The sequence below is a fragment of the Rhizobacter sp. SG703 genome (genome assembly GCF_012275445.1).
GTDB lineage: Bacteria > Pseudomonadota > Gammaproteobacteria > Burkholderiales > Burkholderiaceae_C > Rhizobacter.
The window spans coordinates 137,029-160,523 of the sequence record NZ_JAAZQK010000006.1; the positions used below are offsets into that span (position 1 = coordinate 137,029).

The 23,495-nt window shown below is 70.6% G+C and carries 26 protein-coding genes; 14 read left to right on the forward strand and 12 right to left on the reverse strand.

The window, feature by feature from the left end:
- The first annotated feature begins 74 nt into the window (after nucleotides 1-74).
- From FHT26_RS13890 to FHT26_RS13900, 3 genes are read left to right on the forward strand one after another with little or no spacing between them, the layout of a single operon-like run.
- A complete protein-coding gene (locus tag FHT26_RS13890) occupies nucleotides 75-530 on the forward strand; it encodes a hypothetical protein (RefSeq protein WP_168560716.1) in 456 nt (151 codons plus the stop codon).
- Nucleotides 527-700, forward strand: coding sequence for a hypothetical protein (locus FHT26_RS13895; RefSeq protein ID WP_168560717.1), 174 nt, complete (start codon nucleotides 527-529; stop codon nucleotides 698-700). The genes FHT26_RS13890 and FHT26_RS13895 overlap by 4 nt, the downstream gene beginning before the upstream one ends.
- Nucleotides 672-1,442, forward strand: coding sequence for a sigma-70 family RNA polymerase sigma factor (locus FHT26_RS13900; RefSeq protein ID WP_168560718.1), 771 nt, complete (start codon nucleotides 672-674; stop codon nucleotides 1,440-1,442). The genes FHT26_RS13895 and FHT26_RS13900 overlap by 29 nt, the downstream gene beginning before the upstream one ends.
- A gap of 252 nt (nucleotides 1,443-1,694) precedes the next feature.
- Here the strand turns inward: FHT26_RS13900 and FHT26_RS13905 are convergent, their stop codons facing one another.
- Nucleotides 1,695-3,104, reverse strand: a complete 1,410-nt coding sequence (locus FHT26_RS13905) for a sigma-54-dependent transcriptional regulator (protein ID WP_168560719.1) — start codon at nucleotides 3,102-3,104, stop codon at nucleotides 1,695-1,697.
- Between the two features lie 303 nt (nucleotides 3,105-3,407).
- Here FHT26_RS13905 and FHT26_RS13910 point away from each other — a divergent pair, with 303 nt between their 5' ends.
- The 7 genes from FHT26_RS13910 (at nucleotide 3,408) to FHT26_RS13940 (ending at nucleotide 10,688) form a co-directional block, all read left to right on the forward strand.
- Entirely contained in the window at nucleotides 3,408-4,256 is an 849-nt protein-coding gene (locus FHT26_RS13910; protein ID WP_168560720.1) for a VirB8/TrbF family protein, read from the forward strand.
- Between the two features lie 44 nt (nucleotides 4,257-4,300).
- A complete protein-coding gene (locus FHT26_RS13915) occupies nucleotides 4,301-5,320 on the forward strand; it encodes a TrbG/VirB9 family P-type conjugative transfer protein (protein WP_168560721.1) in 1,020 nt (339 codons plus the stop codon).
- A complete protein-coding gene (locus FHT26_RS13920; RefSeq protein ID WP_168560722.1) occupies nucleotides 5,320-6,756 on the forward strand; it encodes a TraB/TrbI/VirB10 family type IV secretion system protein in 1,437 nt (478 codons plus the stop codon). Before FHT26_RS13915 ends, FHT26_RS13920 begins: the two co-directional genes overlap by 1 nt.
- A gap of 7 nt (nucleotides 6,757-6,763) precedes the next feature.
- Nucleotides 6,764-7,321, forward strand: a complete 558-nt coding sequence (locus FHT26_RS13925; protein ID WP_168560723.1) for a hypothetical protein — start codon at nucleotides 6,764-6,766, stop codon at nucleotides 7,319-7,321.
- Nucleotides 7,318-7,788 (forward strand): hypothetical protein, encoded by a 471-nt coding sequence (locus tag FHT26_RS13930; RefSeq protein WP_168560724.1) that lies wholly within the window; start codon nucleotides 7,318-7,320, stop codon nucleotides 7,786-7,788. Before FHT26_RS13925 ends, FHT26_RS13930 begins: the two co-directional genes overlap by 4 nt.
- A gap of 63 nt (nucleotides 7,789-7,851) precedes the next feature.
- Nucleotides 7,852-8,922, forward strand: a complete 1,071-nt coding sequence (locus tag FHT26_RS13935; protein ID WP_168560725.1) for an ATPase, T2SS/T4P/T4SS family — start codon at nucleotides 7,852-7,854, stop codon at nucleotides 8,920-8,922.
- Nucleotides 8,919-10,688, forward strand: coding sequence for a type IV secretory system conjugative DNA transfer family protein (locus tag FHT26_RS13940; RefSeq protein ID WP_168560726.1), 1,770 nt, complete (start codon nucleotides 8,919-8,921; stop codon nucleotides 10,686-10,688). The genes FHT26_RS13935 and FHT26_RS13940 overlap by 4 nt, the downstream gene beginning before the upstream one ends.
- Here FHT26_RS13940 and FHT26_RS13945 read toward each other — a convergent pair.
- The 8 genes from FHT26_RS13945 to FHT26_RS13980 form a co-directional block, all read right to left on the reverse strand.
- A complete protein-coding gene (locus tag FHT26_RS13945) occupies nucleotides 10,595-11,194 on the reverse strand; it encodes a class IV adenylate cyclase (RefSeq protein WP_168560727.1) in 600 nt (199 codons plus the stop codon). The genes FHT26_RS13940 and FHT26_RS13945 overlap by 94 nt on opposite strands.
- Nucleotides 11,194-11,700: a GNAT family N-acetyltransferase gene (locus FHT26_RS13950; protein ID WP_168560728.1), complete on the reverse strand. Its 507-nt coding sequence runs from the start codon at nucleotides 11,698-11,700 to the stop codon at nucleotides 11,194-11,196. The genes FHT26_RS13945 and FHT26_RS13950 overlap by 1 nt, the downstream gene beginning before the upstream one ends.
- Nucleotides 11,697-12,086 (reverse strand): VOC family protein, encoded by a 390-nt coding sequence (locus FHT26_RS13955; protein ID WP_168560729.1) that lies wholly within the window; start codon nucleotides 12,084-12,086, stop codon nucleotides 11,697-11,699. The genes FHT26_RS13950 and FHT26_RS13955 overlap by 4 nt, the downstream gene beginning before the upstream one ends.
- 81 nt (nucleotides 12,087-12,167) lie before the next feature.
- Complete coding sequence (locus tag FHT26_RS13960; RefSeq protein ID WP_168560730.1) at nucleotides 12,168-12,650, reverse strand: zinc finger domain-containing protein; 483 nt, start codon at nucleotides 12,648-12,650, stop codon at nucleotides 12,168-12,170.
- A gap of 146 nt (nucleotides 12,651-12,796) precedes the next feature.
- The gene (locus FHT26_RS13965) at nucleotides 12,797-13,210 is read right to left on the reverse strand and encodes a DUF3052 family protein (protein ID WP_168560731.1); all 414 of its coding nucleotides are present in this window, start codon (nucleotides 13,208-13,210) and stop codon (nucleotides 12,797-12,799) included.
- Nucleotides 13,211-13,290: 80 nt separating this feature from the next.
- Nucleotides 13,291-14,856 carry a methyl-accepting chemotaxis protein gene (locus FHT26_RS13970; protein ID WP_168560732.1) on the reverse strand — a complete coding sequence of 522 codons (1,566 nt, stop codon included), beginning with the start codon at nucleotides 14,854-14,856 and terminating at the stop codon, nucleotides 13,291-13,293.
- Nucleotides 14,857-14,937: 81 nt separating this feature from the next.
- On the reverse strand, nucleotides 14,938-16,263 hold the full coding sequence (gudD, locus tag FHT26_RS13975) for a glucarate dehydratase (protein ID WP_210427393.1): 1,326 nt from the start codon (nucleotides 16,261-16,263) through the stop codon (nucleotides 14,938-14,940).
- 178 nt (nucleotides 16,264-16,441) lie between these two features.
- Nucleotides 16,442-17,416 carry a Bug family tripartite tricarboxylate transporter substrate binding protein gene (locus FHT26_RS13980; protein WP_168560734.1) on the reverse strand — a complete coding sequence of 325 codons (975 nt, stop codon included), beginning with the start codon at nucleotides 17,414-17,416 and terminating at the stop codon, nucleotides 16,442-16,444.
- A gap of 597 nt (nucleotides 17,417-18,013) precedes the next feature.
- Here FHT26_RS13980 and FHT26_RS13985 point away from each other — a divergent pair.
- The gene (locus FHT26_RS13985) at nucleotides 18,014-18,334 is read left to right on the forward strand and encodes a hypothetical protein (RefSeq protein WP_168560735.1); all 321 of its coding nucleotides are present in this window, start codon (nucleotides 18,014-18,016) and stop codon (nucleotides 18,332-18,334) included.
- Between the two features lie 228 nt (nucleotides 18,335-18,562).
- Here FHT26_RS13985 and FHT26_RS13990 read toward each other — a convergent pair whose 3' ends face one another.
- The 3 genes from FHT26_RS13990 to FHT26_RS14000 are packed head-to-tail and all read right to left on the reverse strand — an operon-like array spanning nucleotide 18,563 to nucleotide 20,975.
- Entirely contained in the window at nucleotides 18,563-19,567 is a 1,005-nt protein-coding gene (locus tag FHT26_RS13990) for a LacI family DNA-binding transcriptional regulator (protein ID WP_168560736.1), read from the reverse strand.
- An 18-nt stretch (nucleotides 19,568-19,585) separates the two neighbouring features.
- The gene (locus tag FHT26_RS13995) at nucleotides 19,586-20,089 is read right to left on the reverse strand and encodes a DUF2306 domain-containing protein (RefSeq protein ID WP_168560737.1); all 504 of its coding nucleotides are present in this window, start codon (nucleotides 20,087-20,089) and stop codon (nucleotides 19,586-19,588) included.
- A 55-nt stretch (nucleotides 20,090-20,144) separates the two neighbouring features.
- Nucleotides 20,145-20,975, reverse strand: coding sequence for a hypothetical protein (locus FHT26_RS14000; RefSeq protein WP_168560738.1), 831 nt, complete (start codon nucleotides 20,973-20,975; stop codon nucleotides 20,145-20,147).
- 108 nt (nucleotides 20,976-21,083) lie between these two features.
- Here FHT26_RS14000 and FHT26_RS14005 point away from each other — a divergent pair, with 108 nt between their 5' ends.
- The 3 genes from FHT26_RS14005 to FHT26_RS14015 are packed head-to-tail and all read left to right on the forward strand — an operon-like array spanning nucleotide 21,084 to nucleotide 23,256.
- Nucleotides 21,084-21,278, forward strand: a complete 195-nt coding sequence (locus FHT26_RS14005) for a type II toxin-antitoxin system VapB family antitoxin (protein WP_168560739.1) — start codon at nucleotides 21,084-21,086, stop codon at nucleotides 21,276-21,278.
- On the forward strand, nucleotides 21,275-21,682 hold the full coding sequence (vapC, locus tag FHT26_RS14010) for a type II toxin-antitoxin system VapC family toxin (protein WP_168560740.1): 408 nt from the start codon (nucleotides 21,275-21,277) through the stop codon (nucleotides 21,680-21,682). Before FHT26_RS14005 ends, vapC begins: the two co-directional genes overlap by 4 nt.
- The gene (locus tag FHT26_RS14015; RefSeq protein ID WP_168560741.1) at nucleotides 21,679-23,256 is read left to right on the forward strand and encodes a DHA2 family efflux MFS transporter permease subunit; all 1,578 of its coding nucleotides are present in this window, start codon (nucleotides 21,679-21,681) and stop codon (nucleotides 23,254-23,256) included. The genes vapC and FHT26_RS14015 overlap by 4 nt, the downstream gene beginning before the upstream one ends.
- Nucleotides 23,257-23,495 lie beyond the last annotated feature (239 nt).

Here is a 23,495-nt window from a genome sequence, read left to right on the forward strand (position 1 = left end):
GCTGCCCGGTGCAGCCGCGCTTGCCGCGGTGGCACGGCCATTGCGCAACACAGCCGCCACTGACAGGAGTGCCGATGATGAAGATTCCGCTGCGCTTCCACCCGCTCGCGCGTTCGCCGCAACTCACCGCGCTGCTGCGCTGGTGCGTGGTCGGTCTCGTGTGTGCGCTGCTGCTGCTCGCGATGCTGCCGCAACCGGTGCTCGCCGCCGGCGCGCCGCCCGGAGCCGCCTACCGGCTGAAGGTCGGCACGCTGGTCGAGTTCGACCCGCGCAGCGGCACCGTCGGCGATGCGATCAAGTCGCTGCTGGAGCCGGTGCAGTACCGCATCACCTACCGCACCGTCGACCCGGTCGACAGCGCCGCGGTGTTGCAGCGTCGCATCCCGGCGATCGCCGCGCATGCCGGGGTGATGAGCATCGAGCAGGCCTTGCTGCTGCTGATCGGCGAAGACAACCGGCTGGTCGTCGACCACGTGAACCGGCTGGTCGCGGTGGAACGCCTGCCCTACGACGCGAAGGAGACGCCATGATGCTGGCTGCCCGCTGCCTGCTGTCCGCCCTGCTGGCGCTGCTGACGGCCTGCGCCGCGACCCCGCGCCAGGCAGGTCACGCCACGCCGAACCCGCGCATCGTCGAGCGCGACCTGGGCGCCGACGCGCTCACCAGCACCGATGAGCGCAAGCCCGCCGCCACGCGCTGACGCGTCGGCACGCCGCGATGCGGCGCTGCCGACGCTGATGACGCTGTACATGCGCGAGGTGCGCCGCTTCGCGCGGCTGCTGCCGCAGCACGAATCGGAGCTGCTGGCCGGTATCGACCGCGGCGACGGCGACGCCCGCGACGCGCTGATCTGCCACCACCTCGGCTTCGTGATCTCGATGGCGCGCGGCTTCTCGAACCGCGGGCTGGAGCTGCTCGACCTGATCGAGGAAGGCAATGTCGGCATGCTGGTCGCGCTGCAGAAGTTCGAGTCCGCGCGCGGGCTGCGCTTCTCGACCTATGCCGGCTTCTGGATCCGGCATCACCTGCAGACGGCCCTCGCGATGCAGGTGCCGATCGTGCGGCCGCCGCTGCGGCTGCAGATGGCGCACGACGCGGCACCGGTGACGCCGGTGCCGATGGACGACGAGGACGTCGAGCAGCAGCTGTCGGACGCCGGCTTCAGCGAGCGCGACGTGGCCGACGAGGTGGCCGAGCAGCGCGATGCGCCGCGGCTGGCGGAGTTGCTGCGGGCGCAGGTGGCGCAGCTGCCGCAACGGCAGCGCGACATCATCGTCGCGCGCTTCGGGCTGGACGGTGGCGATGAATGCACGCTGCAGCAGTTGAGCAGCGAGCGCGGCGTGACGCGCGAGCGGATCCGGCAGTTGCAGGTGACGGCGCTGCAGACGCTGCGCGAGGCGCTGGAGAGCGCGGGGGTCACACGGGATGTTGCGTTGATGTGATGGCACGCTGCGGAGCCAACCCTTCGACACGGGCCCTCGACAAGCTCGGTCCCTGCTCAGGGCGAACGGGTTTTTCCCGTTGCTCAGGACGAACGGTTTTTTCCAGTCCAGGCTGAGCCCCTCCCCGTCCAGGCTGAGCCTCTCCCCGTCCAGGCTGAGCCTCTCCCCGTTCGGGCCGAGCCCCTCCCCGTTCGGGCTGAGCCCTTCCCCGTTCGGGCTGAGCCTGTCGAAGCCCTGGCCGCCGTGCGCCGTCTATACCGCAGCGAAATCGGACTGCGTCATCGGCGCGAAGCCCGACACCGCCGGCCCGTCGCCGCGGTAGGCCTGCGGATCCACGCTGAAGCGCGTCAGCTTGTCGTACAGCGTCTTGCGCGGCACATGCAGCACCTCGCAGGCCCGCGTCACCGAGCCCCCGCACATGCGCAGGCACTGCTCGATCACCGTGCGCTCGAACGACGCCACCAGCTGCGGCAGCGACTGCTGCGGCGCGTCGTCCCCGCCCGCCAGCTCCGGCATGCCCAGCACGTGGCGCTCCACCGCATTGCGCAGCTCGCGCACGTTGCCGGGCCAGTCGCGCACCATCAGCCGGCAGACGAATTCGATGTCGAGCTCGGCATCGGTCAACCCGTGGTGCTCGGCCGCCTCCAGCGCGAACGCATGCGCCAGCAGCGGGATGTCGTCGCGCCGCTCGCGCAGCGGCGGCAGCGACAGCTCGATCACGTTGATGCGGTAGTACAGGTCGATGCGGAAGCGCCCGGCGCGCGACAGCTCCAGCAGGTCGTCCTTGGTCGCTGCGACCACGCGGCAGCTCAGCCGCACCGGCTCGTTGCCGCCGACGCGCTCGATCGTGCGCTGCTGCAGCGCGCGCAGCAGCTTCACCTGCATCGCCATCGGCATGCTCTCGATCTCGTCGAGGAACACCGTGCCGCCGGCCGCGTACTCCAGCTTGCCGATGCGCCGCTTGGTCGCGCCGGTGAACGCGCCGGCCTCGTGGCCGAACAGCTCGCTCTCGAAGATGTTCTCGGGGATCGCGCCGCAGTTGATCGCGACGAAGCGCTTGTCGGCGCGCGGCCCGTAGTCGTGCAGGCAGCGCGCGACCACCTCCTTGCCGCAGCCGGTCTCGGCCTTCACCAGCACGTCGGTGTCGACGCGCGCAAGCCGCAGCAGCACCTGGCGCAGCTTGCCGACCGCCGGGTGGTTGCCGCGCAGCACCTCCTGGATCGGCACGATGCCTCGCCTTCCCTGCACCGGCGCCAGCTCGCCGTCGTTCAGCAACTCGGCCGCGCGCGTCTGCAGCGTCAACTCGCGCGAGCGGATCGCCTGCCGGCAGGCGGTGGCCAGGCGCGGCAGCCGGTCGGGCGCCAGCACGTCGCGCGCGCCGCGGTGCACCGCCTCGACCGCGGTCGCGGTGTCTTCCTGGTCGCTCAACGCGATCACGGTGAGCTGCGGGTCCATCGCATGGCACTGCGACAGCAGCTCCATGCCTTCATGCACGCCGGGCAGGCGCAAGTCGGTGACCACCACGCCGGCCGCGCCCGACGCGATCAGCGTCAGCAGGTCCTCCGCGTTGGACACCGCGTGCACGTCGAGGCCACCGTCACGCAAATGGGCCGCGAGTTGTGCGCGGGTGCTGCCGAACAAGTGAAGCAATGCGACTTTCATGATGGGGTCTAGCGTAGTGATCTGCGGCCGGCGCGCAAGCTACGAGAACTCGTAGGGTCCATGCAAATCGCGCCAACGCCCTCGGATCCGGCAGCTCGCCGTGCGTGCGGATTGCCGCCAGCACCGCCGCATGCCTTGCGGCATCGCGCACAGTCGCGGCGCGATCGATGCGGCCCGCGACGGCGCCGAGAGAAGGCCTAACTGCTTGGCGCGATTGAGATTTCGCGCTGCGCGACGGCGCGCTGCCGAAGCTGGCATCGGGGTTGCGCTGTTCACGGCACGACCGCCCGCGAGACCACCACCATGACGCCTCTGCCGAAGAAGCCCCGATCACCGACGGACAGCGTGCGTGCCGGCGGGCCGCGGCCCGCCCACGACACCGAGCAGGGACTGATTCCCGATGCGGTGATCACGAAGCTGCGCGCGCAGTCGCGCTTCGACCTGCTGGCCGCCGCGTCGGCCGACCGCGCGCGCTGGTTCGTCGCGTTCCTGCTGCTGGGGGGCATCACGCTGTTCTCGGCCATCGGCTGGTACACCGCCGACCAGCGCTTCGCGTCGAACGTGCGGGTGGCCTGGGTCAAGCTGGACCCGTCAGGCGCGTACACGGTGGAGTTCGCCGACCAGGCGCGGCCGGTCGAGTTCTTCCAGACCACGCTCGAATCGAAGCTCAGCGAATTCGTCGAGAAGCGCTACCGCAAGAATGCCGCGACCATCACCGGCGACTACCGCTTCGTCGGCTTCTTCCTGTCGCCCAAGCTCGTGGCGCAGTTCCTCGGCGCCGACGACTACCACGCGGCCCGCGTCGCCGCCGAACTGACCGACTGCAAGCAGCGCTGCCTCGAACGCGACGTGCGCGTGCGGGTGGTGCAGCACCGCACGCAGATCCCGTCGGTGATCCCCGACCAGGGCCGCACCACGCTGTACGAGACGCTGGTCTTCACCACCTTCACCGAACGCAAGCCCGACGGCACCGTCGTCGACCGGCGCAATGCCATCGTGCAGATGGGCTGGCGCATCAAGGGCAAGGACGAGATCGCCGCGAACAAGGGCGCGCTGATCGCCAACCCGCTCGGGCTGGAGATCCTGTCGCTCGACCTGAAGGAAGACCCGACGCCGGTGCCCCGCGACGACAAGCTCGCGCAGACCGGCTGAGCGACCGGTCGAACACGTTGAGACCCGCCTGCAACCAGATTCCCATGGAGCCACGCGCCACGATGAACACCTTCACGCTGAACCGCGCCCCCCTCACGCTGGCCGGCCTGGTCGCCCTGGCGCTCGTCGCCGGCCCGGCCTGCGCGCAATCCACGCCGTTCGACGGCCCGGGGGATGCACCGCGCAATGCGGTGTCGTCCGCCAACCCGGCCGCACCCGCCGCGTCGGCCGCGGCACCGGCCCCTGCACGCCGCGTGGCGGCCGCTACCCCGCGCATCCAGGCACGGGCCGCCAACCAGGCGCGCCCCGGCGAGCCGGCGCTGAGCTGCCGCACGATCAACTGGCAGCGCGGCGACATCATCCGGCTGCAGGCGCAGCCCTTCAAGCAGATCCACGTCGCGCTGCCCGAGGCCGGCATCGACGTGATCATGGGCGACAAGGAGCTGTGGGCGCTCGACTGGATCAACAGCCGCATCTTCATCAAGCCGACCAGCCGCTCCAGCGAAGGCCGCTCGACGACGATCTCGGCCATCGGCCAGAGCGGCAACGCGTACGAGTTCCTGGTGACGCGCGTGCCGGAGAACCTGGAGATCTCGCACTGCGTCTACATCCAGGCCGACCCGGGGCTGATCTCGCGCGGCGCCTGGGCGCGCGCCGGCGAGCAGCGCAGCGACGGCTCGTATTCGCAGGATGCGCGGCAGGAGGTCAGCGCGCTGCGCGAGCGCAACGCCGGGCTGGAGCGCCAGGCGCGCGATTCGATGAAGGCCTACCGCAAGAAGCTGAACAGCAACTACGGCTGGGAGAGCGGGCTGTTCTCGCGCTGGACCGCCGGCGAGATCGAATCGGTGTACGACGACGGCCGCTTCACCTATGTGCGCATGAAGGAAGGCGCGCAGGGGCTCGCGTCGATCATGGCCGAGCTGGACGGCAAGGCGGTGCTGCTCGACTACGGCTACGACGAGCCGACGCGCACCTACCAGATCAGCGGCCTGTTCCCGAAGTTCACGCTGTACTCGGGCAAGCAGACCCTCAGCATCACCCGCAAGGGCGAACGGGAGTCGTGATGAGCCAAGCACCCACCCCACCCCGCACCCCGCCGGCCGGCGCCGCTGCGCAGGCCTTCGACGACAGCGTGCCGCCGACCCAGCCGCCGGGCGCCGACGAGCAGGTGTCGCAGCACGGCAAGCGCGTGGTGATCGTCGGCGCGGTGCTCGGCGGCCTGATCGTCGGCGGGCTGCTGGTCGATTCGCTGCGCAGCCCGCCGAAGCCGGTCGCCGCGGTGGCCGATACCGGCAAGCCGCCGCCGCAGGACCCGTTCGTCGACTTCGAAGCCAAGCAGCGCGTCGAGGCGGCGCGGCTGGAGACCGAGCGGCAGAAGAAGCTCGCGCTGGAGCGAGCGCGCGCCGAAGCGCAGCGCGAGGCGCCGCCGCCGTCGGCTGCCGCGCCGCGTTCGCCCGAGCAGGACCTGCGCGAGACCGCGCGCATGGAAGACCTGAAGCGCTCGCTCGCCGCGGTCAGCTCGCACGAGATGCTGGTGTCGAACCCGCGCTCGCCGCGCGATCCGAAGGAGGCGCCGCGGCGCACCGGTGCCACCACCGGGGCCGCCGGCGGCGTGCCGGCTGCCGGCACCGCGGCGGCCGGCAGCGTCGCGGCGGCCGCGGTGGCGGCGGACGCACAGACCGGCCAGGCGCCATCGACGCTGACGCGGCTGCGCCAGGCCATCGACCGCGTGCGGGGCGGCAGCGGCGCCGGCGACGAGGCGAGCCGCTACGTGCGCGACCTCGGCGGCGCGCAGGCGTCGGGCGCGATCGTCGGCCAGACGGCCACCGCACGGCGCGAGCGCGGCGATGCGCAGCGCGAAGGCGAGTACCTGGTGCCGGTCGGCACGGTGATGGCGGCGGTGCTCGACATCGAGGTCAACTCCGACTGGGAGGGCCGCTGGCGCGCGCTGATCGCCCGCGACATCTACGACCTGAACCAGGACGTGATCCTGATCCCGAAGGGCACGCGCGTGCTCGGCAGCTCGGCCCGGCCGAAGCCGGTCAACGAGGCGATCAACGAGCGCATGGCGCTGATCGCGCAGTGGCTGGTGCTGCCGAACGGCGCGCGCATCGACCTGTCGCGCAGCGCGATGCTCGACGGTGCCGGCGTCGCCGCGCTGGAGGGCGACGTGAACCGGCATTTCCTCGCGACGCTCGGCGGCGTCGCGGCGTATGGCGTGATCGGCGGGCTGGCCGCGACCCGGGCGGTGCGCTCGACCAGCAACGACACCAACCTCGCGGTCAGCGTGCTGGCCGGGCGCGACGCCGGCGCCGAGATCGCGGCCGGGCTGGCCGACGTGGGCCGGCGCGTCGCGTCGCGCTACCTGAACCTGGTGCCGACCATCGTCGTGAAGCCGGGCACGCCGATGAACGTGTTCCTCGACGACGAACTGTTCCTGCGGGCCTGGGCGCCGATCGACGAGTTCGCGCCGGCGGTGGCACCGCAGTCGATGCGGTGAGATGAGGATGGATTCCGTGTCGGCCGATACCCCGCCTCCCTCCGCTCACCCTGAGCCTGTCGAAGGGCCCGCCGGCCCCGCGGCCCGCCTGCGCGAGCTGCTGCTGCGCCTGGCCGACGGCGACTTCGCGCACGCCCGCCTGCGCTGGTCGCTGCTGCCGTACATCACCGCCTGCGCGCCGCTGATCGTCACCAGCGTGCTGGCGCCAGCCTGGCTCGCGTGGTTGATGGCGCTGCCGTCGGTGCTCGCGCTGTACCGCGTCACGCAGGTCCTCGACCCCGGGTTGTTCGAGGTCGGTCCGCAGCGCGGCGCGCTGGCCTATGCGCTCGCGCTGAATGCGCTGCTGGTGGTGTGGTGCCTGGCGCTCGCGCTGGCCGGCCGCGGCGTCACCGTGCCGACCACCGCGTTCGCGCACGCCGCGCTGCTGGCGCTGGCCGTCGCCCCGGCCTGCCGGCGCGACCGCGCGCGGCGCACCCGCCGCTGGCCGCTGCAGCACACCTTCATCCCGCTGGCGGTCGTGGTGCTCGCGCTGCAGGGCGTGGCCACCTGGCGGGCACCCTCATGAGCGCCGTGCTGCGCCTGTCGTGCGTGCTGGCGTGCATGCTGTCGTGCCTGCCGGCACACGCCGCGCTGTACCGCTGCCCGTCGCTGCAGGAGCCGGGCCGCAGCATCGTCACCAACCTGGTCGGCGACGCCGAGGCCCGCCAGCGCGACTGCACGCCGCTCGCGACGCGCGCCTCCGCGCTCGACGCGCCGGTCAAGCCGCTGCCCGCCGCCGCGCCCGCGCGCGCGCAGCTCGCCCCGTCCGACCGCCGCATTCCGGTGGCGCTGCAACGCGAGCGCGACACCGACCGCCGCGCGATCATCGACGCCGAGTTGCGCACCGAACAGCAGCTGCTGGAGCGCGCCCGCGAGATCGTGAAGGCCGCGCCCGCCGGCGATGCCGAGGCCCAGACGCAGGCCCGCCAGGCCGCGGCCCGCCATGCCGACAACGTCGATGCGCTGCAGCGAGAGCTGCAACGCCTGCGTTGAGATGAGCCCGCCGGGCCGCCCCAAGGGCGAACACCGCAGTGCGCAGCACGGAGGTACTCCACAGTGACGGCCAACGACCCGCAAAGCCCGCAGGCGCAGAGCGCCGTCAAGCTCCAGTGGGAGCTGGTGCGGCACTACCTGAGCCCGATCGAGCCGTACTTCCGGCTCGAGGGCGTGACCGGCATCTTCGTGAACCGCTTCGACAGCGTCTACATCATGCGGTACGGCGAGTTCGCGCCGGTCGACGCACGCTGGAGCAACGAATTCCACTTCGTCACCGCGATCGAGCAGATCGCCAACGCGCTCGGCCAGGAGGTGCACCCGATCGAGCGCCCGCTGCTCGACGCGCGGCTGGACGACGGCTCGCGCATCAACGCGGTGCTCGCGCCGACCGGCGTCAGCGGCAGCAACATGACGGTGCGGCTGTTCCCGAAGACCCGCTTCACCGCCGAGGCGCTGCTGGCCAGCGGCTCGTTCAACCGCGAGATGTTCCGCTACCTGCGCCTGGCGATGCTGAACCGCTTCAACGTGCTGGTCTCCGGCGGCACCGGCAGCGGCAAGACGACGCTGCTGAACGCGGTGTCGAACTTCATCCCGCCGGAGGACCGCATCGTCAGCATCGAGGACACCGCCGAGCTGCAGATCGACAGCCGGCACTGGGTGGCGCTGGAGGCGCCGCACCGCTTCGCGAAGGACGTGGAGCCGCTGACGATGAGCCGGCTGGTGAAGAACGCGCTGCGCATGGAGCCGCAGCGGCTGATCGTCGGCGAGGTGCGCGACGGCGCCGCCGCCGAGGCGTTGCTGACGGCGGCCAACACCGGCCACTCCGGCATCCTGTCGACCATCCACGCCAACAGCGCGCTCGACACCATCGACCGGCTGACCAACCTGGCCGCGGCCGGCTTCTCGGCCATTCCGTACGAGCACGTGCAGCGCCAGGTGCGCAACAACCTCGACGTGATCGTGCATGCGCAGAAGACGCCGCACCACGGCCGGCGCATCGTCGAGATCGCCGAGCTGGACGACGGCGAGTTCCACCTGCTGTGGCGCTGGAACCACCTCGAAGGCCGGCACGACCAGGTCAAGACGCCGTCGATGCGCCGCATGCTCTACACCCGGGACGATGACGCATGAACGAATTGCAGGACGCGTTGAACGGCACGGTCTCGCAGGCGGTGATCGCCGCGATGCGCTGGTCCACGCCGTGGTGGTGGGTATGCACCGCGGTCGCGCTGACGACGCTCGCGCTGATCAACGTGCTGCCGTGGCGCGTGCCGCCGGCCAAGGAGGCGGAGTACGGCATCTGGGAGGTGCTGAAGATCGCGCTGCGCCGCGCGGCGGTGTATGCGCTGGTCGCGCTGGTGCTGATCTTCTGGCCCGGCATGTACTTCGCCACCGTGGCGGCGCTCGGCAACGCGCCCGGCCAGGGCCATGTGTGGTTCGTCGACTACGTGTCGCGCCAGGCCTGGCGCTGGGGCTGGCTGCTGCCGGCCGGCCTGCTGCTCGGCTGGACCGGGCGCATCGCGTCGGCGCGCTACCTGACGCCGAAGATGTCGCGCCTGGTCCAGCGCCTGGTGGTGCGGCAGGAGGACCACAAGCAGAGCGACATCCGCAACGAGGTCGGCCGGCTGAAGGCGCGCGATTTCGACCCTCGCCGTCACCGCCGCGACGGCCAGGTGTTCATCGGGCTCGATGCCGGCGGCAAGCCGATGTTCCTCGCGGCCGAAACCTTCCGCGCGACGCACATGCAGATCGTCGGCCCGACGCGCTTCGGCAAGGGCGTGGTGCTGGGCGTGATGCTGGAGCAGGCGATCGAGCAGGGCCATTCGGTGGTCTACATCGACCCGAAGGCCGATGCCTTCATCCCGTACATCATGGCCGAGGCCTGCGAGCGCGCCGGCCAACGCTTCATCTACATCGACCTCGGCAACGAGGACACGCGCTGGGCGCCGTTCGAGGGCGGTGCACCGCGCGACCGCCGCTCGCGCATCTGCGCCTGCTTCGGGCTCAACAACACCGGCGACGGTTCGGACTTCTACAAGTCGCGCGAGCGTGCCATCCTCGACACCATCATGCCGCGCTCGGGCACCAGCATCGCCGGGCTGCGCGCCGCGCTGGAGCAGCGCGGAGAAGACGGCAAGCCGTTGAAGGAAAGCGCAAGCCGGCTGTACGACAACCTGGTGGAGTTCGGCATGCTGCCGTCGCTGAATCCGAAGAAGGGCGGCGGCAACAAGATCGGCGAGGCACTGAAGGCCGGTGCGACGATCTACGTGCGCGGCTCGCTCGACGACCCGACGATCCGGCGCGCGACGCAGGCTTTCGTGACCGAGGTGATTCAGGAGGCACGGCGCCTCGCGCCCGAGCGCACGCGCCAGCTGACGCTCGCGATCGACGAGCTGAAGTTCATGATCTCGCAGGAGGTGAGCGATGCGCTCGCGACGATTGCCGGCTTCAAGGTGAACATGGTGCTGCTGCACCAGTCGATCCACGACCTGCGCAGCCCGGAGGACCGCTCGCTGAACGTGCAGGCGATCGAATCGGGCGTGCTGGTGAACTGCCAGGTGAAGCTGCTGTACCGCGCGAGCGACCCGGAGACCGCCGAATGGGCGAGCCTGTTGTCGGGCACGAAGATCGTGCGCGTGACCAAATCGGCCAGCGTCGAATACAACCGTTTCGGCGGCGAGGCCTACACGCCGAAGCGGATGCTGTCGGACCTGGAGGTGCCGGTGATCTCGCCGAACGAGATGCTGAGCCTGTCGCCGCGCGTCGGCGTGCTGTATGCGCCGGAGCGGCTGGCGGAGGTGGTTTACACCTGCTTCGTGAAGGCGGACACGGCGCGGGTGCTGTACCGCAAGCCGGTGGCGAAGCTTGCGTCCGAGGAAAGCGCGACCGACGTCTGAGCGGCCAGCAAGTCGACGTACGCCTGCTCGACCAGTTGCCCCACCGACACCTGCAGCTGCGCCATCAGCGCATGCGCCTCGGCCACGCCCGCTTCGGCCGGCTCGCCGTCGCGCAGCACGACCTCCAGCTCCAGGAATTCGCCCAGCCCCTCCACCCGGTCGAGGTGCACGCGTGTGCGTCCCACCAGGTACAGCGTGCGCTGCTTGCGCACCCGGCCCGCCTGCCCGTGGGCCAGGGTCAGCAGTTCGCGCAGCACCGCCGGCTCGGTGGTCGTCGAGCGGACGTAGAACGATTCCTTCGGCCCGGCCTGGTCGCTGCGGCGGTAGAAGATCAGTTCGCCGGCGGCGTCGCTGAACGCACGCAGCTTCAGCCGGCCGTTCGCGCACTGGAAGAAGGTGTCGTCCTGCGCGATCGGCTCGGGGCCATGTTGTGCCAGCGTGGCGACGAGCGGCTCTATGCGTTCGATGCCGTCGATCCGCGCCTTGATCTCGATGTTGCGTGCCATCAGCCGGTCCGCACCGTCGGGCGCAGCGCCTTGTGCATGTTGACGCCGGTGACGCCGTAGCCGAGCGACTCGTACAGGGCGCGGGCGCCGGTGTTGTGGGCATGCACATGCAGGCCGATGCTGGTGGCGCCGAACGCCACGGCGAACGGCTCCATCGCGATGAAGGCCCGCCGCGCATGGCCCTGGCGGCGGTGCTCGGGCAGCACCTCGATGTCGAACACATACGCGCCGACACCGGCGGGGTGGCGCTGCAGCGCGATCCACAGCGCGCCGACTGCCTGCGTGCCGTCGGCGGACCAGATCTCGCAGATGTGCTGGTCGGGCGTTGCGAGGCCCAGCGGCAGCAGCCGTTCGAACTCGGCCCGCGAGCGCTCGACGGCACCGTCCGACGGCCAGCGGCCTGACGCGACGTTCAGCTCGGCATAGCCGCGCACGCTGGCCTCGACCCAGTCGGCGTAGCGCTGCGGGCGCATCGGCGCGAGCGTGGCAGGCGTGGCCGGCATCATGCCGCCACCTCGCCTTCGGGGCCGGCCAGCACGACGACGTAGCCGTCGGGATCGCGCAGCCAGATCTCGCGCTGGCCGACGTTCGGGTTCAGCTCGGGCCCTTCGAGCACCTGGGCGGCCTGCTGGCGCACGCGCAGCACGGCGGCGTCGAAATCGTCGGTGCGGAACCACAGCAGCATGCCGTTGCCGCGCGCTCGGACATCGGGCCGCCCGAGGTGCGGGTGGTGGCGGGTGTCCCAGGGCCGCATCCGCATCACGACGCGCTCGCCGCTCAGCAGCTTTTCATCGTGGACACCGGCGGCACTGCTGCGCAGCCCCAGCACGGTCTGGTACCAGTGGCGGCTCGATTCGAGATCGCGCACGGCGATCAGGGGCTCAGGAGACATGGGGAACGACGGGCTGGCCTCGACCGGGCCACTATGTCACAGCCGTTCCGCCCAGGTCATGCGGATTTCGCAAGCGGCGCGTCAAAAGTAGTGCAGCGCGGCCCAGCCGAGCACCACCGGCGCGGCCACCAGCAGCGCGGCCAGCCCCAGGCAGCCGCGCTTCGCATCGGCGCCCGCCGACGCCGGCGCAGGCGGCTGCACGCGCTTGGCGGCTTCGGCCAGCTGCGCCTGCTTCGCCTGGTGGGCGTCGCGGCGGGCCAGCATCTCGCCGGGCCCGTGCGTGCGGTTCTGGATCACCGATTGCGAGCCGCGCCAGCGCGTGTGGCAGGCGCTGCAGAAGAACTGCCGCGCGCCTTGTTCGTAGGCGAGCAACGTGCGGCGCGAATGCGTGAATTGCTTGGTGCAGTTGGCGCAGGTGAAGCGCAGGTTGGCCGGGCCGCGGGCTGCGCGGCCGCCGCCGCCGCGGGTGCGGGTCTGGCGGCGGCGGGCGCGCAAGTACCACAGGCCGGCGGCAAAGGCGACTGCGGCGACCACCGCCGCGAACAGTTCGGGACTGAATTCCATGACGAACGCGATGCTAGCGGCTTGCGGGGCCGCGCGACGCCACCGCGGGTTCGCACCGGTAAGGGGCGTGTCGAAATGCCTGTGGATGGGGGGCGCCTTGTCCCGGTTGCTCGATGTCGATCGGCGCGATTCTGCCGCGCGGCGCATCAGGGTCGGCGCAGTTCCTTGCGCACGACCAGCTTCAACCCCGACCACACCTGGTCGACCGCGCAGACCTTGATGTCGACGTAGCCCAGCGGCAGCGCGAGTTCGCGGATCGTGCCTTCGGTGATGTCGGTCGGCACCTTCGACGCCTTCTTGGGCCACGAGATCCACAGCGCCGCGTCGGGCCTGAGCGTCTTGCGCAGCGCCTGCAGCTGCGACGCCAGGTCGACGCGTGCAGCGACGAAGACATGCGCGATGTCGGTCGCGCCCGTCGCCTGGTTCGTGAACACGATGCCCGACGGCAGCGGCAGCAGCAGCGCCCGATGGCCGGGCGGTTCGCCGAGGAGCGCGACCGTGCAGCCTTCTTTCAGGCCGAGCTTCCTGGCGAGCGGTGTGCCGGAGTAGCCAGCCGTCACGTGCAGCCTCGCTCCTTCAGGTCATCGGGCATGGGCAGCACGCTACCAAACTTCGGCAGCAGCGCCAAGCCGGAACCCGATCACGCGGTCATGCCCTGCCCGCTCAGCCGGAAGGTCCCGATGATGCCACTCAGCCGCAGCGCCTGGTCCTTCAGGCTCTCGGCCGCGGCGGCCGATTCCTCGACCAGCGCGGCGTTCTGCTGCGTCATCTGGTCGAGCTGGTTCACCGCGACGTTGACCTGGCCGATGCCCTGGCTCTGCTCGGTCGACGCGGCGCTGATCTCGCTGATCATGTCGGTCACCCGCTTCACGCTGACGACGATCTCGCCCATCGTGCTGCCGGCGTCCTGCACCAGCCGGCTGCCGGCCTCGACCTTGTCGACGCTCTGGCCGATCAGGCCCTTGATCTCGCGGGCCGCCTCGGCGCTGCGCTGCGCGAGGCTGCGCACCTCGCCGGCCACCACCGCGAAGCCGCGGCCCTGTTCGCCGGCACGCGCCGCTTCCACCGCCGCGTTCAGCGCCAGGATGTTGGTCTGGAACGCGATGCCGTCGATCGTGCCGATGATGTCGGCGATCTTCTTCGAGCTGGCGTTGATCTCGTCCATCGTCGACACGACCTGCGACACCACCGCGCCGCCGCGTTCGGCCACCTGGGCCGCCGACGACGCGAGCTGCGACGCCTGCGAGGCCGAATCGGCGCTCTGCCGCACGGTGGCAGTGAGCTGCTCCATCGACGCCGCCGACTGCTGCAGGTTGCTGGCGGTCTGCTCGGTGCGCGCGCTCAGGTCCTGGTTGCCGGTGGCGATCTGCGTGCTGGCGGTCGAGATGCCGTCGGCCACGCCGCGCACCTCGTTCAGCGTGCGCGTCAGCGCAGCACGCATCGCGTCGATCGAGCGCAGCAGCCGGCCGGTCTCGTCGGGCGCATAGCGGCTCTGCGCCGCCGCGCTCAGGTCCATGAGGGCGATCGCATCGGCCATCGCCACCGCACGGTGCAGCGGTATCGTGATGCTGCGCGCCAGCGACACGGCCAGTGTCGCGCCGACCAGCAGCGACAGCGCCGCGCTGACGACCAGCAGCGTGGTCGCGCCGGCGCGGCGCGCTTCGGCGGCGCGGCCGTTGGCGTCGAGCTGCTCGCGCTGCGCATTGCACAGCGCCTGCACCGCGGCGATGTACTCGCGCGCCTTCGGCTCGAACTGCTCGTTGAAGGAGCGGCTCGCACCGTCGGCATCGCCGGCCTTCTTCAGCCGGCTGACCTCTTCGCGCGCGGCGAGGTAGCCCTTGCGCAGTTCGCCGACCTGGTCGTACTGGCGCCGCTCGTCGGCCGTGTTCATCTGCGGCTCGATCTGCTTCTGCAGCTCGGTGGTCTGCTTGATGGAGTCGGCGGTGGCCGCCGCGAAGTACTCGATCAGGCTCGGGTCGCTGCTCTTCGCGATCGCCGCGGCGCGCTGCACCCCCGAGGTGGTGAAGCGCAGCCAGTCCGACAGCGCGCGCTCGGTCTTCACGTTGTCGGAGATCATCACGTCGATCTCGGCGCTGGTGCGGTGCAGCGTGTGCACCGCAAACAGGCTGCTCGCGACCGACAGCCCGAGGATCAGGCCGAGGACGACGGTGAGGCGCTTGCCGATGGAGAGGTTGTCGAGGAGCATGGTGCGTCGGATAGAAGAAGACGCAGGCTTATCGGCAACCGCTGGCCTCACTTGAGCGGAATCGACGTCGACGGGTCGGGGTCAGCGGTCGAGCGCGGGCCGCTTCGGGTCGAAGGTCCAGCCAGGCAGCAGGTACTGCATCGCGACCGCGTCGTCGCGCGAGCCGAGGCCGTGCTGCAGGTACAGGCGGTGCGCCTTGTCGACCTCGTCCATGTCGAGCTCGACACCCAGGCCGGGCTGCTTCGGCACCTGCACATGGCCGCCTTCGATGCGCAGCGGCTGCTTCGTCAGGCGCTGGCCGTCCTGCCAGATCCAGTGGGTGTCGATCGCGGTCACCTTGCCGGGCGCGGCGGCACCGACTTGCGTGAACATCGCGAGCGACACGTCGAAGTGGTTGTTCGAATGCGAGCCCCAGGTCAGGCCCCAGTCGCGGCAGGTCTGCGCGACGCGCACCGAGCCGGCCATCGTCCAGAAGTGCGGATCGGCCAGCGGGATGTCGACCGACTGCAGCGCCAGCGCGTGGCTGAGCTGGCGCCAGTCGGTGGCGATCATGTTGGTGGCGGTCGGCAGGCCGGTGGCGCGGCGGAACTCGGCCATCACCTCGCGGCCCGAGAAGCCGCCTTCGGCGCCGCACGGGTCTTCGGCGTACGCGACGACGCCGCGCATGTCGCGCATCAGCCGGATCGCGTCCTTCAGCAGCCAGCCGCCGTTCGGGTCGAGCGTGATGCGGGCGGTCGGAAAGCGCTCGTGCAGCGCGCGGATCACCTCGATCTCTTCGTCGCCGCGCAGCACGCCGCCCTTCAGCTTGAAGTCGTTGAAGCCGTAGCGCGCCTGCGCGGCCTCGGCCAGGCGCACGATCGCGTCGGCGTCCATCGCCTTCTCGTGGCGCAGCCGGAACCAGTCGTTGTCGGCGTCGGGTTCTTGCGCATACGGCAGGTCGGTGCGCGTCCGGTCGCCGACGAAGAACAGGTAGCCGAGCATCTCCACCGCGTCGCGCTGCTGGCCTTCGCCGAGCAGCGCCGCCACCGGCACGCCCAGGTGCTGGCCGAGCAGGTCGAGGAAGGCCGACTCGATCGCGGTGACCGCATGGATGGTGGTGCGCAGGTCGAAGGTCTGCAGCCCGCGGCCGCCGCTGTCGCGGTCGGCGAAGCCCTGCTGCACGCGTTGCAGCACCTGCTGGTGGTTGCCGATCGGCTGGCCGACGACGAGCGGCGCGGCGTCCTCGAGCGTCTGGCGGATCTTCTCGCCGCCCGGCACCTCGCCGACGCCGGTGCGGCCGGCGCTGTCGGTCAGGATCAGCAGGTTGCGGGTGAAGAACGGGCCGTGCGCGCCGCTCAGGTTCAGCAGCATGTCGTCGCGGCCGGCGACGGGGATCGCGCGCAGCGCGGTGATGACAGGAGTTTTCATGGGTGAATGGTGAAGTGCAGTGAACCAGGCTCCGTTCGCCCTGAGCCTGTCGAAGGGCCCGCTCATCCTGAGCCTGTCGAAGGACCTGAGCCTGTCGAAGGGCCCGCTCATCCTGAGCTTGTCGAAGGACCTGAGCCTGTCGAAGGGCCCGGCTGAGCCTGTCGAAGCAGTCGAATACTCAATCTGCCGTGATCTTGCCGGTGTCGATGACGGTCTTCCAGCGCGCGAACTCCTTCTGCTGGAATGCGGTGAACTGCGCCGGCGTGTTGCCGACGATCTCCATGCCGACCGACACGAACTGCTGCCGGACCTGCGGGTCGTTCAGCGCCGCGACGATCGCCGCATGCGCCTTCGCACGCACGTCGGCCGGCAGGCCCTTCGGCGCGGCGATGCCCTGCCACGAGTAGACCGCCAGGTTCCTGACGCCGGCCTCGTCGAAGGTCGGCACCTCGGGCAGCACCGCCGAGCGCTTGTCGCCGGTGACGGCCAGCGCGCGCAGCTTGCCGGCCTTGATGTGCTGCAGCACCGCGTTGACGTTCTGGAACGAGGCCTCGACCTGGCCGCCCAGCAGGTCGGAGATGGCCGGCGCGCCGCCCTTGTACGGAATGTGCGAACCGCTGGTGCCGGTGAGCTGCCAGAACAGCTCGGCCGTCAGGTGGTCGCTGGATCCGTTGCCCGACGACGCAAAAGTCATCTTGCCGGGGTTGGCCTTCTCGAACGCGATGACGTCGGCCACGCTCCTGTGCGGCGACGCGGCCGGCACCACCAGCACGTTGGGCGCCTGCACCGCGATCGTGATCAGGTCGAAATCCTTCAGCGCGTCGTACTGCACGTTCTTGATCAGGTGCGGCGCGATCACCAGCGGGCCGAGCGAGGTGACCAGGAAGGTGCTGCCGTCAGGCGCCGCGCGCTTGACCAGCGCCGCGCCGATGGTGCCGGTGGCGCCGGCCTTGTTGTCGACGATGAAGGTCTGCTGCAGCGCCTCGTTGAGCTTGGGCGCGATGGCCCGCGCGACGGTGTCGGTCGATCCGCCGGGCGGGAACGGCACCAGCAGCGTGACGGGCTTGTCGGGCCAGGTGTCGGCGTGTGCCGTCGGAAGCGACGCGACGCCGAGGCTCAATGCGATCGACAGTGTGAACAGCAGCTTGCGCATGAGGTCTCTCCAAAAGAATTGGGACGGCGACACTTCAAGCGCCCCCGCAGCAATTGTTAACGTTAACAATACACTGGGGATCGGTGGCACGTCCTAGGGTTTACCCGTCAGGCGGTCCATCCAATGCAAACACCCCGCGGATGAGGCGGGGTGTCGACTGTGATCGTGGATCAAGAACCGATCGGGCCCTGACCCGGAGGCCATCCCGTGGGGGGGATGGCGGGCGATGCCTGGGCGGCTGCGGTTCCGTGGGTGGGTGGCCAGCCCGGCGGCCAGCCCGGCGGTACACCGGCGGGCGCGCTTGCGTCGACACCCTTGGGATGGCCAGGCGGCCATCCGTGCGGAGGAATCGACATCGGGCCAGGGGTCGGCACGCCTCCGGTGGGGATCTGGCCCGGAAGCACGCCCGGAGCGACAAGAATTCCCATCGGGATGACCTGCCCCATCGAGATGGGCAGTCCCGTCGGAATGGGGTACAGGGGTGTTCCCGTCTGAACCGGCGCACTCGCCGGTGGCGCGACCGCCGGCCTCGGCGTGACGGGATTCGCAGCACGAAACCGAGCGGCAAGGTCCGGACGCGACGGAAGCGCCAGCGGGTTGACGTCGATCAAGGGTTCCGATCGCGAGCGCGACGAGGCGGGCGATCCGGAGTCGCTGCGCCGACGCGGAGCCCGTGTCGCCATCGAAGCCCGAGCGCCCGCGGATGCAACCGTGCTGCGCGGAGCAGGCCTGCTGCCGGAAGCTGCAACGGACGACGGGTCCATCCACTTCAGCAGCAGCATGAACATGACCACGGTCTGCACCTGGGCGAGCTGTTCCCGGTCAAGCGGCTCAAAACCCACAGCGACCTCGCAGTGCGCGAGCCTCGTGGTCGTGAACTGCACGACCGCGCCTTTGGCCCGCTCGCGCTGCTGGTGATGCCGGATCCGCGGCCCCGCACCGGCCGAACGGTCCTCCTTGCAGGGCTCGTTGGTGACCGATACGCGCCCGTCCGCCCTGCACGAGATGGAACGCTTCAGACTGCTCACTGGTCCACCCATGGCCAGATCCTTCATTGAAATCGACGATGGCAACTGAGTGACCAGCCAGCCTCGAAGATTCCATCGGCCTTGCAGACATTTGACCGTTCGAAGGTCCGTCACGCCATCAACTGCTGGCCCGCTCGACGATCGAGAAGCCGACGTCGATCACGCGGGACGCCAGCGCCTCGCCGTTGGCACGCGTGACGATGCACTGCGCCGCGAGGTCGCCGATCTGCCGCGGGTCGACGCGCACGCTGCTGAGCGCCGGCTCGAGATCGGCCGCGAAGTTCAGGTCGCCGAAGCCGACCACGGCGAGTTGCGACGGCACGCCGATGCCGCGCGCCTGCGCCTCGGTCAGCACGCCGAGCGCGACCAGGTCGGAGCTGCAGAACACCGCATCGACCTGCGGCAGCGCCCGCAGCAGCTCGCGCAGCGCGGTGCGGCCATGGCCCAGCCGCGTCGGCGCCGGCACGTACTGCAGCGCCGGCGCGGCCAGCCCGTGCGCCTGCGCCTCGGCGGCAAACGCCTCGGCACGACGCCGCGCGCGCGGGTCGTCGCCGCCGATCACCGCGAGCCGCTGCCGCCCGCGCTGCGCGAAGAACGCGGCCACCGCGCGCCCCACCGCCTCGTGCGAGAAACCGACCAGCACGTCGATCGGATCGGGTGCGAGGTCCCAGGTCTCGACGACCGGGATGCCCGACGCCAGCAGGCGCCGGCGGCCCTGCGCGGTGTGCAGCACGCCGGTCAGCACGATGCCGTCGGGGCGGCGGCTGATGATGTCGGCCAGCAGCTCGTCCTCGCGCGCTTCGCTGTAGCCGCTCTGCCCCACCATCAGCTGGTAGCCGCGCTCGGCCAGGCCGACGGTCAGCGCCTCCAGCGTCTCGAGGAACATCGGCCCCGACAGCGTCGGCACCACGGCGGCGACAAGCCGGCTGCGGCTGGAGCGCAGCGCGCCGGCCGCGCGGTTCGGCACGTAGCCGGTCTGCGCCACCGCGGCCCGCACCTTCTCGACGGTGGTGGCCGGCACGCTGTCGGGCCGGTTCAGCACGCGCGACACCGTCATCGCGGAAACACCCGCGACGCGCGCCACGTCGTTGACGGTGATGTTGAGGTGGGAGCTGCCTGCCATCGAACGACGGGGGGCCGGTCAGGCCGCGGCGAGTGCCGAGCGACCGCGCGAGCGCAGTTGCAGGCACTGCCAGACCGCGCCGACCAGGAACAGCACGAACAGCACGCCGGCCGCGGCCTGCAGCTCGGGCGCGTCCGCATTCGGCAGCAGCGGCTTGCCGAGCGGCAGCCGCGTGGTCGTCTCGGTGACGCCGGGGATCATGTGGAAGAAAAAGGTCAGCGAGTAGCCGACGGTCTCGACATAGGGCGACGCGCCGCCGAACAGCTTGCGCCGGCCGGCCAGCGCGGCGACCGCCAGCACCACCAGCGTGAGGATGCCCAGCATGTGCGGCTTGCCGAAGCCGCCGTGCTGGAAGATGCCGAAGCCGGTCAGGCAGGTCAGCACCGTGGCCCAGAGGTAGACGCGCCCGGTGGTGTGGGCGGCGACGATGCGCTTGTCGCGGAAGAACGCCACGAGGCCGGCCGCGACCGCGACGAGCGAGATGACCGTGTGGATGACGCCGAGGGATGTCAAGCCGAACATGGGATCCTCCTGGGGTTTGTTGGAGCCCGAACAGTACACACGGCCCGCACCGAGATCAACAGCCGTCGACCGCTTGCGCGTGCACCGAGGTCCAGCCGCCGTCGCGCCGCTTCAGCACGCCGTAGCCCGACCATTCGTAGCCGGCGTAGGCGTAGACGATTTCGGCGACGCCGTCGTCGTCGAGGTCGGCGTGGGCGATGAAGTCCATCTCCATCAGCGCCGATTCGCCGGCGCCGCCGCGGAAGAACTCCTCGTGCGTGGCGGCGTAGGCGCCCTGAGCGTTGTGTTCGGCGATGAAGAACAGCGCCTGCACGTTGTCCTGGTTCTCGACGTGCGCCGACGCGACGAGCACCGGCTTGCCGCCACGCTCGACGCGGATCACCGACACCTTCAAGGCCGCGAGAGTGTCGGCCAGCGCCGAAGCCGGTGCCTGGTGACGCGCCAGGATGCTGCGCGCAAGCTCGCGTGCGGCGCCCTGGTCGGCACGCGACGCAACGGCGACCGGCTCGGCGCCGAGGTCCTTCAGCGGCCGGGTCGTCACCAGCGCCGTGGCATCGCTCGAACCCGGGAGCGGCGGCGCGAGCACCGCATGGCTGCCCTCTGAGCAGCCCTGCCGCACCTCGATCTGCAGGCGCTCGACGCGCGCCTCGCCGAAGCGCGTGCCGCCCTGGTGCAACTGGACGCGCTGGCCGGCCTGCAGCGAGTCGGCGGTCAATTCGAACGGTGCGAACATGCCGGCGCGCACCGCCGTCAGCGGAAAGGCGTGGTCCGGCGCCCGCAGCACCAGCACCAGGTTCGCGGCGGGAGCGGGGCGGGCCTGCTGCGCGACGCTGCAGGTCGCGACGATCAGGGACGTGAGGGCAAGCAGGCAGCGGATCGGCGTCATGCGGGGGATTGTCGTTGCCCACGGCGAAGCCCTGACCGGACGGCTGCCACGTGGGCCTCCGCGCGCAGAGGCATAGAATGTGTACGCATCGATTTCGAGGTACACATCATGCGGACGAACATCGTGATCGACGACAAGCTCATGCGGGACGCGCTGCGAGTCAGCGGTGCGAAAACGAAGCGCGAGGTCGTCGAGCTTGCGCTGCAAACACTCTTGCAGCTGAATCGTCAGGCGCAGGCACGGCAGTTCAGGGGAAAGCTCCACTGGGAAGGTGACCTCGATGCGATGAGGACCGACAAGTGATCCTCGTCGACTCCAGCGTCTGGATCGACTACTTTCGTGGCGCGCCCACGCCGGCCGCGCACGCGCTCGACGCGCTGCTGGATGCCGAAAGACTTGTTGTCGGCGATCTGATCCTGACCGAAGTCCTGCAAGGCTTTCGCGCCGATACCGACTACAAGGCAGCCAAGAAAGTCCTGTCGGCCTTCACCGTGATCGAGATCTGCGGCCGTGACATCGCGGTCCAGGCCGCACAGAACTTTCGCAAGCTGCGGTCTCTCGGGCTGACGGTTCGAAAGACCGTCGATACGCTGATTGCCACCCGCTGCATCGAGGACGGCCTGCACCTGCTGCACGCCGATCGCGACTTCGATGCATTCGAGACACACCTGGGTCTCAAGGTCGTGCAAAGGGGGCCCACCTCATGAACCCCGCCGGCCAAACCCCCTGCGACAAGGTCGCCATCCTGCATGGCACCCCCTGCGCCGGCGCTCAGGCCCGCGGGCAGCGCTGGACGCTCGCGGCGGCGATCCTCGGCTCGGGCATGGCCTTCATCGACGGCAGCATCGTCAACGTCGCGCTGCCGGCCATCCAGCGCGAACTCGGCGCCAGCGCCGCGCAGCTGCAGTGGATCGTCGAGGCCTATGCGCTGTTCCTCGCGTCGCTGCTGCTGGCCGGCGGCGCGCTCGGCGACCGGCTCGGGCGGCGGCGCATCTTCATGGCCGGCGTCGCGCTGTTCACCGGCGCGTCGGCCGCCTGCGCGCTGTCGCCGTCGGCCGACCTGCTGATCGCGGCGCGCGCGGTGCAGGGCATCGGCGCAGCCTTGCTGGTGCCGGGCAGCCTGTCGCTGATCGGCGCCAACTTCACGCAGGCCGACCGCGGCCGCGCGATCGGCACCTGGTCGGCGCTGAGCGGCGTCGCGGCCGCGATCGGCCCGGTGCTCGGCGGCTGGCTGGTCGAGCACTACCGCTGGACCTGGGCTTTCCTGGTGAACCTGCCGCTCGGCGCCGCGCTGCTGCTGATCTGCGCCACCCGCGTGCCCGAAAGCCGCAACACCGCCGACACCTCGGCGATCGACCTGCCCGGCGCCTCGCTCGCGACGCTCGGGCTGGCCGGTGTCGTGTTCGCGCTGGTGCAGGCACCGCTGCACGGCTGGCGTTCGGCCGACGTGCTGGCGGCGCTCGCAATCGGCGTCGCCGGCCTGGCGGCCTTCATCCGCGTCGAGGCCCGCAGCGCCGCGCCGATGGTGCCGCTGCGCCTGTTCCGCATCGGCGATTTCGCCGGTGCCAACCTGCTGACGCTGCTGCTGTACGCCGCGCTCGGCGGCGGGCTTTATTTCCTGCCGCTCAACTTGATCCAGGTGCAGGGCTACGGTGCGGCGGCGGCGGGCGCCGCGATGCTGCCGTTCATCGCGATCATGTTCGCGCTGTCGCGCGCCGCGGGGCACCTGGTCGACCGCACCGGGCCGCGGCTGCCGTTGATCGTCGGTCCGCTGGTGGCCGCGGTCGGCTTCGCGCTGTTCATGCTGCCGGGGGTCGGCAGCGGCTACTGGGCGGGCTTCTTCCCGGCCACCGTCGTGCTCGGCCTCGGCATGGCCATCACGGTCGCGCCGCTGACGACCACGGTGATGAACGCGGTCGGGGCGGAAGCGGCCGGCGTCGCCTCGGGCGTCAACAATGCGGTGTCGCGCGCGGCCGGCCTGCTGGCCATCGCCGGCTTCGGCGTCCTGATGGCGCAGGGCTTCAACCACCAGCTCGCCGAATCGCTGCAGGCCTTGTCGCTGCCGCCCGGTGTGGCCGACGCGATCCGGCAGCAGCAGGACCGGCTCGCCGGCATCGCGCTGCCCGACGGGCTGGACGCGGCGCTCAAGCCGGCGCTGCAGCATGCGATCGGCAGCGCCTTCGTCGCCGGCTTCCGCCTGGTGATGGCGGTGTGCGCGGCGCTCGCGCTGCTCAGCGGCCTGAGCGCGGCCTGGATGATCGGGCGAGAGAGACCCGCGTGAACACGCGGCGCGAGCGCAGCAGCAGCATCGCTGCCGCACCCGCGAGCATCCCGGCCGTGCCCCACGCGAGGTCGGCATGCACCAATGCGCACGACCCGCACATGAAGCCGGCGCTGAGGTAGAGGTTGTCCTCGCCGCGCCGCTGGGCCCACAGCGCCGAACCGATCGAGGCCAGCGCCAGGTCGCCATCAAGGCACCTGATCGCTCAACGCAGCTTGACACTTTCATCCAACATATTG